At 75.4% G+C, this 12,379-nt stretch carries 11 protein-coding genes; 9 read left to right on the top strand and 2 right to left on the bottom strand.

The genetic code is table 11. The features are described 5' to 3' along the window. Nucleotides 1-133: 133 nt before the first annotated feature. The 7 genes from CSPHI_RS10790 to CSPHI_RS10760 all read left to right on the top strand — a co-directional run bounded on the left by CSPHI_RS10790 (nucleotide 134) and on the right by CSPHI_RS10760 (nucleotide 6,922). A complete protein-coding gene (locus CSPHI_RS10790) occupies nucleotides 134-1,063 on the top strand; it encodes a sulfite exporter TauE/SafE family protein (protein WP_157118543.1) in 930 nt (309 codons plus the stop codon). A gap of 125 nt (nucleotides 1,064-1,188) precedes the next feature. Beyond that, nucleotides 1,189-2,895, top strand: coding sequence for a nitrite/sulfite reductase (locus tag CSPHI_RS10785; RefSeq protein WP_075693208.1), 1,707 nt, complete (start codon nucleotides 1,189-1,191; stop codon nucleotides 2,893-2,895). Next, nucleotides 2,892-3,125, top strand: coding sequence for a hypothetical protein (locus CSPHI_RS10780; protein ID WP_075693206.1), 234 nt, complete (start codon nucleotides 2,892-2,894; stop codon nucleotides 3,123-3,125). The genes CSPHI_RS10785 and CSPHI_RS10780 overlap by 4 nt, the downstream gene beginning before the upstream one ends. Next, nucleotides 3,122-3,871: a phosphoadenylyl-sulfate reductase gene (locus tag CSPHI_RS10775; protein WP_075693204.1), complete on the top strand. Its 750-nt coding sequence runs from the start codon at nucleotides 3,122-3,124 to the stop codon at nucleotides 3,869-3,871. Before CSPHI_RS10780 ends, CSPHI_RS10775 begins: the two co-directional genes overlap by 4 nt. After that, nucleotides 3,853-4,839 carry a sulfate adenylyltransferase subunit CysD gene (gene cysD / locus CSPHI_RS10770; protein WP_211274667.1) on the top strand — a complete coding sequence of 329 codons (987 nt, stop codon included), beginning with the start codon at nucleotides 3,853-3,855 and terminating at the stop codon, nucleotides 4,837-4,839. Before CSPHI_RS10775 ends, cysD begins: the two co-directional genes overlap by 19 nt. Then, nucleotides 4,839-6,146 (top strand): sulfate adenylyltransferase subunit 1, encoded by a 1,308-nt coding sequence (locus tag CSPHI_RS10765; RefSeq protein ID WP_075693202.1) that lies wholly within the window; start codon nucleotides 4,839-4,841, stop codon nucleotides 6,144-6,146. Before cysD ends, CSPHI_RS10765 begins: the two co-directional genes overlap by 1 nt. Continuing rightward, complete coding sequence (locus tag CSPHI_RS10760) at nucleotides 6,143-6,922, top strand: sirohydrochlorin chelatase (protein WP_075693200.1); 780 nt, start codon at nucleotides 6,143-6,145, stop codon at nucleotides 6,920-6,922. The genes CSPHI_RS10765 and CSPHI_RS10760 overlap by 4 nt, the downstream gene beginning before the upstream one ends. A 12-nt stretch (nucleotides 6,923-6,934) precedes the next feature. Here the strand turns inward: CSPHI_RS10760 and CSPHI_RS10755 are convergent, their stop codons facing one another. Beyond that, nucleotides 6,935-8,338 (bottom strand): FAD-dependent oxidoreductase, encoded by a 1,404-nt coding sequence (locus CSPHI_RS10755; protein WP_075693198.1) that lies wholly within the window; start codon nucleotides 8,336-8,338, stop codon nucleotides 6,935-6,937. A 525-nt stretch (nucleotides 8,339-8,863) separates the two neighbouring features. On the opposite strand from CSPHI_RS10755, the gene pta reads away from it, so the two are divergent. Next, nucleotides 8,864-10,228, top strand: a complete 1,365-nt coding sequence (gene pta, locus CSPHI_RS10750) for a phosphate acetyltransferase (protein WP_425429742.1) — start codon at nucleotides 8,864-8,866, stop codon at nucleotides 10,226-10,228. Between the two features lie 3 nt (nucleotides 10,229-10,231). Then, a complete protein-coding gene (locus CSPHI_RS10745) occupies nucleotides 10,232-11,428 on the top strand; it encodes an acetate kinase (RefSeq protein ID WP_075693194.1) in 1,197 nt (398 codons plus the stop codon). A gap of 144 nt (nucleotides 11,429-11,572) precedes the next feature. On the opposite strand, the gene CSPHI_RS10740 is transcribed toward CSPHI_RS10745, so the two are convergent. Beyond that, nucleotides 11,573-12,292, bottom strand: a complete 720-nt coding sequence (locus CSPHI_RS10740) for a L,D-transpeptidase (RefSeq protein WP_245803310.1) — start codon at nucleotides 12,290-12,292, stop codon at nucleotides 11,573-11,575. Nucleotides 12,293-12,379 lie beyond the last annotated feature (87 nt).

The following is a 12,379-nucleotide window of genomic DNA, read 5'->3' as shown; positions in this document are numbered from 1 at the left end:
TTGGCAATCGCGTACCAGTCGGTCTAGTGTTGCGTGAAATGAGACTAGACCGAAAGGTCTAGTTTCGCCAATGCGGGCCCCGCCCCCGGTGCGCAGCCGGGGCGCGGCGGGGCCCCCGCCCCTGGAGTCACCCATGGAGAAGATCCTGCTGTTCGCCCTCATCGGGCTCGGCGCCCAACTCGTCGACGGCACCCTCGGCATGGCCTTCGGCGTCACCGCCACCACCCTGTTCATGGTCACCGGGACGCCCGCGGCGACGGCCTCCGCGGTGGTGCACGTGGTCCAGGTGGGCACCACCGCCGCCTCCGGGGTCTCGCACTGGCGCTTCGGCAACGTGGACCTGCCCCGGGTGCTCGCCCTCGGCGGGCCGGGCGCGATCGGCGCCTTCGCCGGGGCCACCCTGCTCACCGGCCTGGACGCCTCCGCCGCCGCCCCGGTGACCTCCTCGATCCTGCTCGGCCTGGGCCTGTGGGTGACCGTCCGCTTCGCCCGGGGCGCCGCCCGGCCGGCGCGCGCCCGCTGGGGGGCCGGCCGGCTCGCGCCCCTGGGCCTGCTCGGCGGGCTGCTGGACGCCACCGGCGGCGGCGGCTGGGGGCCGGTGACCACGTCCACGCTGCTCAGCGTGGAGTCCGGGCGGCCGCGCACCATCATCGGCACCGTCTCCGCCGCGGAGTTCCTGGTCACCTGCGCCGCGGTGGCCGGGTTCGCCCCGCTGCTGCGGGCGGAGTTCGCCGCGCATGCCGGGGCGATCGCGGCGATGCTCGCCGGCGGGGTGGCCGCCGCCCCGGTCGCCGCGGCCCTGGTCGGGCGGGCGAACCCCCGGCTGCTGGGCATCGTGGTCGGCGCGGTGCTGGTGGCGCTGAACCTGCGCACCCTGCTCGCCGGGGCGCTCGCCCCGGCGGCGCTGGCCGGGCTGCTCGCCGGCTGGGCGGCGGCGGTGGCGGCGCTGCTGGGCCTGCTCGCCGCCCGCGGCGCCTTCCGCCGGCCCCGCGTCGACCTGGTCTCGCCGGGCCCCGATTTGCAACAGACAGATCGGTACGTCTACTCTTCGGAATCACGCTGACTGAACCGTACTGTCTACTTCACCCGGGGTGGTGCGGCCGGCGGCGGGACCCGGCCCGTACCCGGCCGGGTCCCGCGGCCCCGCCGCCCCGCCCCCCCGACCCCGACGCGAAGGACCCCGCCGCCATGACCACCCCGACGAAGGCCGCCCCGGCCGCGCGCCCCCGGCCCAAGCGCACGCCCAAGCCGCAGGGGCAGTGGCTGGTCGACGGCCGCGAACCCCTCAACGAGGATGAGCGGCTCAAGGCCGCCGACCCCGGCATCGCCGTGAAACGGCGGGTGCTGGACATCTACTCCCGGGAGGGCTTCGCCTCGATCCCCGCCGAGGACCTCGCCCCCCGCTTCAAGTGGATCGGCCTGTACACCCAGCGCCGCCAGGACCTCGGCGGGGAGCACACCGGCACCATGACCAACGCCGAACTGCAGGACCGCTACTTCATGCTGCGGATCCGGCTCGACGGCGGCCAGGCCACGGTCGCCGGGATCCGGGCCATCGGCGAGATCTCCCGGGACTTCGCCCGCGGCACCGCCGATTTCACCGACCGGCAGAACGTGCAGCTGCACTGGATCCGGATCGAGGACATGCCGGAGATCTGGCGCCGCCTGGAGGCCGTCGGCCTGGACACCCACTTCGGCTGCGGGGACGTGCCCCGGGTGATCCTGGGCTCCCCGGTGGCCGGGGTCGCCGCCGACGAGATCGTCGACGGCACCCCCGCCATCGAGCGGATCCGCGCCGAGTACCTCGACCCGGACGCCCCCGGGGCCGGGGAGTTCGCGAACCTGCCCCGCAAGTTCAAGTCCGCGGTCTCCGGCTCGCCCCGCCTGGACGTCACCCACGAGGTGCAGGACGTCGCCTTCGTCGGGGTCGAGCACCCCGAGCACGGCCCCGGCTTCGACCTGTGGGTCGGCGGGGGCCTGTCCACCAACCCGATGCTCGCCCGCCGGCTCGGCGCCTGGGTGCCCCTCGAGGAGGTGCCCGAGGTGTGGGCCGGGGTATGCCGGATCTTCCGCGACTACGGCTACCGCCGGCTGCGCAACCGGGCCCGGCTGAAGTTCCTCGTCGCCGAATGGGGCGCCGAGCGCTTCCGGAGGGTGCTGGAGGAGGACTACCTCGGCCGGCCCCTCGTCGACGGGCCCGCCCCGCGGCCGCAGTCCGGCGACCGCGACCACGTCGGGGTGCACAGCCAGCGCGACGGGCGCAACTACGTCGGGGTCAAACCCGCCGTGGGCCGGGTCGGCGGCGCCGACCTGGTGCGCCTGGCCGACATCGCCGACGCGCACGGGGTCACCCGCATCCGCACCACCGTGATGAAGGAGCTGATCCTGCTCGACGTCGCCGATGCGGAGGTCGGGCCGCTGCTCGCCGACCTCGACGAGCTGGGGCTCACCGCCCGGCCCAGCGCCTTCCGCCGCGGGGTGATCTCCTGCACCGGCCTGGAGTTCTGCAAACTCGCCCTGGTCACCACCCGCACCCGGGCGATCGAGCTGGTCGCCGACCTGGAGCGGCGGCTCGGCGACCTGGACTCGCCGATCACCATCGCGCTCAACGGCTGCCCCAACTCCTGCGCCCGCACCCAGATCGCGGACATCGGGCTCAAGGGCCAGATCGTCACCGACGCCGCGGGCAACCGGGTGGAGGGCTTCCAGGTGCACCTCGGCGGGGGCCTCGGCGAGGACGCGGGCTTCGGCCGCAAACTGCGCGGGCACAAGGTCACCTCCGCCGAGCTCGGCGACTACGTGGAGCGCCTGGTGCGCGCCTACCGCGCCGGCCGGGGCCCCGGCGAAACCTTCCGGGACTGGGTGGCCCGGGCCCCCGAGGAGGAGCTGCGATGAGCCGCCGCACCGCGCCGAGCACCGCCGCCGCGGCCCCGGACCCGACCGGGCTGCCCGGCCGAGCCGCCCACCCCAACCCGAACCGGGGCGCGGTGATGCACTGCCCCTACTGCGCCGGGGAGGACCTCTGGCCGGATCCGGAGACCGGCTACGCCTGGTCCTGCCGGGACTGCTGCCGGGTGTTCACCGTGAAACTGCACGGCCACGCCCCCCGGGCGGTGATCGCATGAGCGCCGAGCTGATCCGCGCCGACGCCGCCGCGGCGGCCCCGGACGCCCTGGCCGACCCGGCGATCGCCCGCCGGCTGCTGGGCCTGGCCCTGGACCACGGGCCCGCCCTGGAGGGGATGGACGCCGCCGGGATCCTCGCCTGGGCCGCCGGGCACGTCCGCGGCCCGCTGGCGGTGACCCTGTCCATGCAGGACACGGTGCTCGCCGATCTCGCCGCCCGGCACGCGCCGGAGGCGGACCTGATCTTCCTGGACACCGGCTACCACTTCCCCGAGACCCTGGCCGTGGCCGCGGCGGTCGCCGAGCGCTACCCCGGCCGGCTGCGCACCGTCACCCCGGAGGCCACCCCCGCGGAACAGGACGCCGCGGAGGGCCCGGACCTGTGGGCCCGGGACCCGGGCCGCTGCTGCGCGCTGCGCAAGGTCCGGCCGCTGGCGGCGGTGACGCGGCCCTACCTGGCCTGGGTGAGCGGGCTGAAGCGCTGCGACGCGCCCACCCGGGCGCGCACCCCGGTGCTGGAGGTCGACCGCACCGGGCGGCTGAAGCTCAACCCGCTGGCCGCCTGGACCGAGGCCGACGTCGCGCGCTACATCGCCGAGCACGAGCTCATCGTGCACCCCCTGACCCGCGCCGGCTACCCCAGCATCGGCTGCGCCCCCTGCACCGCCCGGGTCGCCCCGGGCGCCGACCCCCGCTCCGGACGCTGGTCCGGGCACGAGAAGACCGAATGCGGACTGCACACATGACCACCACCATCACCCAGCACCAGACCCGCCCCGACGACCCCGCCGCCGGGCGCCCCGGCCCCGGCGCGCCACCGGACCCGGACCCCCGCCTGGCCGAGCTCGAGGCCGAGGGCATCGACGTGATCCGGCAGGCCGCCGGCCAATTCGACCGGATGGGCCTGCTGTTCTCCGGGGGCAAGGACTCCGTGGTGGTGCTCGAGCTGGCCCGCCGCGCCTTCGCCCCGGCCCCGCCCCCGGTGGAGCTGCTGCACATCGACACCGGGCACAACTTCCCGGAGGTGATCGAGTTCCGGGACCGGGTCGCCGCCGAGGAGGGGGTGCGCCTGCACATCGCCCGGGTGCAGGACTGGATCGACCGCGGGGAACTCGCCGAGCGCGCGGACGGCTCCCGCAACCGGCTGCAGACCGTGCCGCTGGTGGAGACCATCGCCGAACGCGGCTACGACGCCCTGCTCGGCGGGGCCCGCCGGGATGAGGAGAAGGCCCGCGCCAAGGAGCGGGTGTTCAGCGTCCGGGACCCCTTCGGCGGCTGGGACCCGCGCCGGCAGCGCCCGGAGCTGTGGGGCCTGTACAACGGCCGGCACGCGCCCGGGGAGAACATCCGGGTGTTCCCGATCTCCAATTGGACCGAGGCCGACGTGTGGGCCTACATCGCCGCCCGGGGGCTGGCCCTGCCCGCCATCTACTACGCCCACGAGCGGGAGGTCTTCGCCCGGGACGGGATGTGGCTGGCGCCCGGCGACTGGGGCGGGCCCCGGGAGGGAGAGCGGCTGGTCACCCGCCGGGTGCGCTACCGCACCGTGGGCGATATGAGCTGCACCGGGGCGGTGGAGTCCGAGGCCGCCGACATCGCCGCGGTGCAGGCGGAGCTGCGCCGCTCCCGGCTCACCGAACGCGGCGCCACCCGCGCCGATGACCGACTGTCCGAGTCCGCCATGGAGGACCGCAAGAAGGAGGGCTACTTCTGATGGCCGCCCCGATCACCACCATCGACCCCGCCCCGGCCGCCGGCGCCGGACCCGGCGCCCGGGCGGCGCTGCGGCTGTGCACCGCCGGCAGCGTCGACGACGGCAAATCCACCTTCGTCGGCCGGCTGCTGCACGACACCCGCAGCATCCTCGCCGACCAGTACGACGCGGTCGCCGCCGGCTCCGCCGCCCGCGGCCGCTCGGGCGTGGACCTCGCCCTGCTCGTCGACGGGCTGCGCGCGGAACGGGAGCAGGGCATCACCATCGACGTGGCGCACCGCTACTTCGCCACCCCGGCGCGCTCCTTCATCCTCGCCGACTGCCCCGGCCACGAGCAGTACACCCGCAACACGGTCACCGGCATGTCCACCGCGGAGGCGGTGGTGCTGCTCGTCGACGCCCGGCACGGGGTGGTCACCCAGACCCGCCGGCACGCCACCGTGGCCGCGCTGCTCGGGGTGCGCCACCTCATCGTCGCGGTGAACAAGATCGACCTGCTGGACTTCGCCGAGGCGCCCTTCCGGGCCATCGAGGCCGAGGTCCGCGAGCTCGGCGCCCGGCTCGGCCTGCCCGGGATCGACGTGGTGCCGGTGAGCGCCCTGGACGGGGACAACGTGGTCGCCCGCTCCGCGCGCACCCCCTGGTACGCGGGCCCGGCGGTGCTGGAGCTGCTCGAGGGCCTCGACCTCGCCGCGGACGCGGCCGCGGCCGCCGCGGCGGATCTGCGGCTGCCGGTGGAGACCGTGCTGCGCCACCCCGAGGGCGACTACCGCGGCTACGCGGGGCGGATCGCCGCCGGCCGGGTGCGCCCCGGCGACCGCGTGGACCTCCCCGGCGGCCGGCGGGCCCGGATCACCGGGCTGACCCGCTCCGGGGATCCGGTGGACTCCGCCGCCGCCGGGGACTCGGTGGCGCTCACCCTCGACGCCCAGGTGGACCTGGCCCGCGGGGACCTCATCGCGGTGGCGCCGCCGGAGCCCACCCGGGCCATCGGGGCCACCGTGGTGCACCTGGCCGATCGCCCGCTGCCGGTCGGCCGCACCGTGCTGCTGCGCCACGGCGCCGCGGAGGTGCGCGCCCGGGTCGCCGAGGTGCGCCGGCTCATCGACGTGGACACCGGGGCGGGCGCCGCCGGCGCGGACCGGCTGGCCGCCAATGATCTCGCCGAGGTGCGCATCGAGCTCGCCGCCGCGCTGCCGGTGGAGCCGCACCGCGGCGGCGCCATCGCCGGCTTCTCCCGGATCGGGGTGCTCCTGCTGGTCGACCCGGCCGACGGGGACACCCTCGCCGCCGGGCTGGTGCGGTGAGCGCGCTGCTGCTCTGCGCGCACGGCAGCCGGCACCCGGGCGCCGCGCCGGCCCTGGCCGGGCTCACCCGCGCGGTCGCCGCCCGGCTGCCCGCCCCGGCCGCCGGCGGGCCGGCGGCGGTGCGGCTGACCTGGCTGGAGTTCGGCGCACCGGATCTCGCCGGGGCCTGCGCGGGGCTCGCCGCGGCCGGGCGGCGCGCCGCCGTGGTGGCCCCGCTGCTGTTCACCGGGGCCTTCCACCGCCGCGTGGACCTGCCCGCCCAGGCCGCCGCCGCGGAGGCCGCCACCGGGGTGCGCCTGGGCATCGCCCCGGGCCTGGGCCTCGGCGAGCCGGTGGCCCGGGCGATGCTGGGCTCGATCCGGGCCGCGGCGGGCGCGGCCGGCGCGGCCGGCGGCGCCGACGTCCTGGTGGTGGCCGTGGGCTCCTCCGATGCGGCGGCCAATGCCGCGGTCGCCGGGTTCGCCCGCCGCCTGGACGGGCGCTGGCCGGGCCGGGTGCGGCACGCCTTCTGCGTCGGCGCCGGGGCGCCGCGGTTCACCGCGGAACTGCCCGCGGCCCGGGCCCGGGCCGCGCAGGACGGCCGGGCGCTGGTGCTCGCGCCGCTGTTCACCGCCCCGGGGCTGCTCTGGGATGCGGCGCGGCGGCGGGTGCCCGCCGGGGCGTGGACCGCGGCCGGGCCGGGCCGGGTGCTCGCCGCCGAGCCGCTGGGGGCGCGCCTGGCCCCGGTGGTCGCCGACCGTTGGACGGCGGCCGGGAGCGCGGCGGGCGCGGCCTGAACCGGCCGGGGGCTAGTCCCCGGCGCCGTCGGCGGCGGCGGCCTCGGCGATCGCGTCGGCGCGGGCGGCCCGGGAGCGGGCCACCATCTCCGCCCACTCCACGACCTTCTTGCGCTCCCGGCCCTCCGCCTCGCCGAGGGAGCGCTCATGGGCGTCCAGGGCGTGCCAGTCCGCCCAGGTGAGGTACTCCACGCCCTTGGCGTCGAGCAGCTCGGTGACCGCCTCCGGGCCCGGGGCGGCCGGGTCCAGGCCCCGGCCGGCGTCGACGTCGTCGAGCAGGCAGGCCACGGTCTCGTTCGCGTCGCCCTTGGTGTTGCCGATCAGCCCCACCGGGCCGCGCTTGACCCAGCCGGTGGTGTAGAGGCCGCGGATGTGGGCGCCGTCGGCGTCGAGCACCCGGCCCGCCTCATTGGGGATGACGTGCGCGGACTCGTCGAAGGGCACGTCCGGCACCGGATCCGAGCGGTAGCCCACCGCCCGGTAGATGGCGCCGACCTCCCAGTCGGTGAAGGCGCCGGTGCCGCGGATGCCGCCGGAGCCGTCGAGCTCCATCCGCTCGGTGCGCAGCCCGGTGACCCGGCCGTCCTCGCCGAGGATCTCCACCGGCGACTCCAGGAAGTGGATGTACAGCCGGTGCGGGCGGTCGTCGAGGTCCCGGATCGCGTAGCCCTCCAGGATGGTGCACACCTGATCCACCATCTTCGAGCCCCGGCGGGCCTCCTCGCTGGCGGCGTCGTAGACCATGTCCTCGCCGGGCACCACCACCTGCACGTTCCGCGAGCCGTCCAGCTCCTTGAGCTCCAGGGGGGTGAACTTCGCCTGGGCGGGGCCGCGGCGGCCGAAGATGTGCACCTCCTGCGCCGCGTTGCGGGACAGGGTGGCGTGCACGTTGTCCGGGATCTCGGTGACCTTCAGCTCCTCGGCGGTCTTCGCCAGGATCCGGGCCACGTCCAGGGCCACGTTGCCCACGCCGACCACGGCGACCTTCTCCGCGGAGAGGTCCCAGTCCCGGGGGAACAGCGGGTTGCCGTCGTAGAAGCCGACGAACTCGCCGGCGCCGTGGTGGCCGGCCAGCTCCGCCCCGGGCACCTCCAGGTCCCGGTCGCCGACCGCGCCGGTGGCGATGATCACCGCGTCGTAGAGCCCGGCCAGCTCCGCCAGGGTGAGATCCCGGCCGAACTCGACATTGGCCAGCAGCCGCAGCTCCGGCTTGTCCATCACCCGGTGCAGGCTGCGGATGATGCCCTTGATCCGCGGGTGGTCGGGGGCCACCCCGTAGCGGATCAGGCCGAAGGGGGCGGGCATCTTCTCGATCAGATCGACGCTGACCTCGCGGCCCGACTTCATCAGGGCGTCGGAGGCGTACACGCCGGCGGGGCCGGAGCCGACCACGGCGACGCGGAGGGGACGGGTCATCTTCGGTGCAACCTGCTTTCTGCTCGGGTTCGGGGCGTGCCCGGCGACCGGCGGGACGTCGGGCGGGCCACCGTCCCACCATAGTGTCCGGCGGCGACCGCGGGAAGACCCGGGTGAGGTTCACCTTAGCCGCCGATCGGGGTATCCCCGCATGTGGCGGCGCATTGACGCCGTTAGCCCGCTGGGCGGGGGAATCGCGCCGGATCCGCCCCGCCGGCGGCGGGGCGGCCGAGGCCGGACGCTCCCCCCGGACTGTTTTACGGGCGGAACCGGCTGTAAGCTCACTCACAATCCCCCGTGGATGATGAACCACGACTCAAGCACGGCCCCGACGTCGCCGCCGCCACCCCCGCGGCCGGGCGGGGCCGAGGAAAGGACAGGTCCGTGAGCGGAAGCCAGACCCGGACGCGTTCGGTGCTCGTCACCGACGTCGACAACGCAGGCGACTACCGGGAGGTGGTCGACGCCGTCGGCGCCGCCCTCGGCGGGGCCCGCACGCTGCACTGCGTGGGCGTGCCCGGCGCCGTGGCGGTGGATCAGGTCGTCGACGACCCCGACACCGCCCTGTCGCACGCGATCACCCTCGTCGAGGACGCCCGCGCCGCCGAGGACACCCCGATCGTGCTGATCGCCACCGGGAACCTGGACTTCGACGCCCGGGTCGCCGCCGCCACCGGCTCCGGGGTGGTGCTCGCCGCCGACGGCGAGGGCTGCTCCGACGCCGCCGCGGTGACCCGGATCCGGATGGCCGTCGCCGGGATGCGCGCCCACGGCGCCACCGTGCTCGGCGTCGCGCTCACCGGCGCCGCCCCGGGGGCGGTCGCCGACCTGGACCTCGACGTGCCGGTCGCGGCCGCCGCCGGCGACCTCACCGGCGCGGTCTCCGCCGAGGTGGCGCCGGTGATGGGGCCGCAGCGCTTCCAGTGGTGGCTGACCCGGCGGGCCAAGGAGCAGCGCCGGCATATCGTGCTGCCCGAGGGCGACGACGACCGGATCCTGATCGCCGCCGCGGAGATCCTCGCCGAGGGCATCTGCGAGCTGACCATCCTCGGCGACCCGGAGGCGATGCGCGCCCGGGCCGCGGAGCTGGGCGCGGACATCTCCGGGGCGCATCTGATGGACCCGGCCGCCTCCGAGCACCGGGAGGCCTTCGCCGAGGAGTTCGCGGAGCTGCGCAAGGCCAAGGGCGTCACCCTGGAGCAGGCCCGGGAGACGATGAACGACATCTCCTACTTCGCCACCATGATGATCCACAAGGGCCTGGCCGACGGGATGGTCTCCGGGGCGGCGCACACCACCGCGCACACCATCAAGCCCTCCTTCCAGATCATCAAGACCCGGCCCGGGGTGTCCACCGTGTCCTCCCTGTTCCTCATGGTCATGCAGGACCGGCTCTGGGGCTTCGCGGACTGCGCGGTCATGCCCAACCCCACCCCGGACCAGCTCGGCGAAATCGCGGTGAGCTCCGCGGGCACCGCCGCCGCCTTCGGCATCGAGCCCCGGGTGGCCATGCTGTCCTACTCCACCGGCGCCTCCGGCACCGGCGGGGACGTCGACCGGGTGGTCGCCGGCCTGGCCAGGGCCCGCGAGATCGACCCCGAACTCGCCGTGGACGGGCCGCTGCAGTTCGACGCCTCGGTGGACCCGGGCGTGGCCGCGAAGAAGATGCCCGACTCCGCCGTGGCCGGCCGGGCGAACGTGTTCGTCTTCCCGGATCTGGACGCCGGCAACATCGGCTACAAGATCGCCCAGCGCTGCGGCGGGGCCCTGGCGGTGGGCCCCATCCTGCAGGGGCTGAACAAGCCGGTCAACGACCTCTCCCGCGGGGCGTCGGTGGCCGACATCGTCAACACCGTCGCCATCACCGCCATCCAGGCAGGAGGGAACTAGCCCATGTCACGTCTCGCGCTCGTCCTGAACTCCGGGTCCTCCTCGGTGAAGTTCCAGCTGGTGGACCCGGACCGGGACGCCACCGAACCCCCCTACGCCTCCGGCCTGGTGGAGCGGATCGGGGAGGACAACGGCACCATCGTGCTGAAGTTCGACGGGGAGAAGATCGAGGACGTCGAGCCGATCGCCGACCACGCGGACGGCCTGGACAAGGCCTTCGCGCTGATGGACGCCCACGGCTGCGGCCCGCATTCGGTGGACATCGCCGCGGTCGGCCACCGGGTGGTGCACGGCGGCAAGCTCTTCTCCGGCCCGGAGCTCATCGACGACCAGATCGTGGAGATGATCCGGGACCTCATCCCGCTGGCCCCGCTGCACAACCCGGCGAACATCGTCGGCATCGAGGTGGCCCGGCAGCTGCTCCCGGAGGTGCCGCACGTCGCCGTGTTCGACACCGGCTTCTTCCACGACATGCCCCCGGCGGCGGCGCTGTACCCGCTGGACGCGGCGGTCGCCGCGGAGCACAACATCCGCCGCTACGGCTTCCACGGCACCAGCCACGAGTACGTCTCCCGGCAGGTGCCGGGGCTGCTCGGCAAACCCGCCGCGGAGGTCAACCAGATCACCCTGCACCTGGGCAACGGCTGCTCCGCGGCGGCGGTGCGCGGCGGCCAGGCGGTGGACACCTCCATGGGCCTGACCCCCCTGGCCGGGCTGATGATGGGCACCCGCACCGGCGACATCGACCCGGGCATCATCTTCCACCTGTACCGGCAGGGCCTGTCCATCGACGAGATCGACGATCTGTGCAACCGCCGCTCCGGGCTGAAGGGCGTCTCCGGGGTCAACGACTTCCGGGTGCTCCAGGAGCGGATGGACAACGCCGACCAGGACGCCTGGGCCGCCTACCAGATGTACGTGCACCAGCTGCGCCGCTACATCGGCTCCTACATGCTTATCCTCGGCCGGCTGGACGCGATCGCCTTCACCGCCGGGGTGGGCGAGAACCACGTGGGCATCCGGCGGGACTCGATGGCCGCCCTGGAGAACTTCGGCATCCGGATCGACCCGGAGCGCAACGCCGCCCCCAATGACGGCCCCCGGTTCATCTCCACCGAGGATTCCGCGGTGAAGGTGCTGGTGGTGCCCACCAACGAGGAGCTGGCGATCGCCCGCTACGCCATGGCCTACGCGGCCTGAGCCGACCCCCTCCCCCCCCGGGGGGCCCGTGGCCGCCGGCGCCCGGTGCGCCGGCGGCCGCACCACCCGGATCACGTCGAGGGGGCCGGGGCGCGCCCGATGGCGTGCCCCGGCCCCTCGGCGTGAGCCGGCGGGCGCCGGGGTCTAGTAGATGAAGACCTCGTCGCCGACCTGGAGGAACTCGAAGAAGCGCTTGGCGTCGGCGTGGTTCAGCCGCACGCAGCCGGCGGACTCGCCGTCCAGGGAGCCCTCGTGGAAGGCGTGGCCGTTGTTGGTGAAGTACACCGCGTAGGGCATCGGCGCGTTGCCGAACTCCCGGGAGACCTCGTCCTTGACCTTGCGGACCACGTGGAAGGTGCCCCGCGGGGTCTCCTGGCCGGCGCGGCCGGTCTTGGTGGGCACCGGGCCGTGCACCAGCCGGCCGTCCTGCTGCAGCCAGGTGCGGGCGTTGTCGATGTCCACGCACACCCGGGCGGTCTTCGGGCAGGGGCTGGCCGGCGGGGCGTTGCGGTCCGGGGCGGGCTTCGGCGCGGGCGCGGGCTTCGGCGCCGGCTTCGGGGCCTCCGGGAAGGCGCGGCCGATGGCGTCGCGGGCCTCCCGCGGCACCGGGATCCCGGACTGGTCGATGGCGTCGTTGACCTGGTCGCGGTTCGGCAGCCCGGCGGGCAGATCCGAGCCGGTGCCCGGGGCGGGCAGCCGGATCCCGTCGGAGCCGGGCACGGCGGGGACGTCCGGCAGCCGGGGCATGGCCGGGGCGGCGCCGGCGACCGCGGGGGAGGCCAGGACGCCGAGCGCCAGGGCCCCGGGCAGGGCCGCGCGCAGGGTCCGGCGGAGGGCGGGGGGCAGGTGGTGCTTGGCGTTCATGGAGCTAATCATAGGCGGTGCGCCCCGGACACCCCATATGCGCACCTCAGGGCGGGGTTTCCTCCCCGGATCCGGGAAGCGGCTTCG

It is taken from the genome of Corynebacterium sphenisci DSM 44792, assembly GCF_001941505.1.
GTDB classification, from domain to species: Bacteria; Actinomycetota; Actinomycetes; order Mycobacteriales; family Mycobacteriaceae; genus Corynebacterium; species Corynebacterium sphenisci.
This window is presented reverse-complemented; position numbering and strand designations above follow the sequence as displayed.

Excerpts from the sequence above, each read along its gene's own strand:
- cysD (WP_211274667.1), top strand. The coding sequence starts at position 3,853 with ATGCGGACTGCACACATGACCACCACCATCACCCAGCACCAGACCCGC.
- CSPHI_RS10765 (WP_075693202.1), top strand. The coding sequence starts at position 4,839 with ATGGCCGCCCCGATCACCACCATCGACCCCGCCCCGGCCGCCGGCGCC.
- CSPHI_RS10775 (WP_075693204.1), top strand. The coding sequence starts at position 3,122 with ATGAGCGCCGAGCTGATCCGCGCCGACGCCGCCGCGGCGGCCCCGGAC.
- CSPHI_RS10745 (WP_075693194.1), top strand. The coding sequence starts at position 10,232 with ATGTCACGTCTCGCGCTCGTCCTGAACTCCGGGTCCTCCTCGGTGAAG.
- CSPHI_RS10740 (WP_245803310.1), bottom strand. The coding sequence starts at position 12,292 with ATGAACGCCAAGCACCACCTGCCCCCCGCCCTCCGCCGGACCCTGCGC.
- CSPHI_RS10785 (WP_075693208.1), top strand. The coding sequence starts at position 1,189 with ATGACCACCCCGACGAAGGCCGCCCCGGCCGCGCGCCCCCGGCCCAAG.
- CSPHI_RS10755 (WP_075693198.1), bottom strand. The coding sequence starts at position 8,338 with ATGACCCGTCCCCTCCGCGTCGCCGTGGTCGGCTCCGGCCCCGCCGGC.
- CSPHI_RS10790 (WP_157118543.1), top strand. The coding sequence starts at position 134 with ATGGAGAAGATCCTGCTGTTCGCCCTCATCGGGCTCGGCGCCCAACTC.
- CSPHI_RS10780 (WP_075693206.1), top strand. The coding sequence starts at position 2,892 with ATGAGCCGCCGCACCGCGCCGAGCACCGCCGCCGCGGCCCCGGACCCG.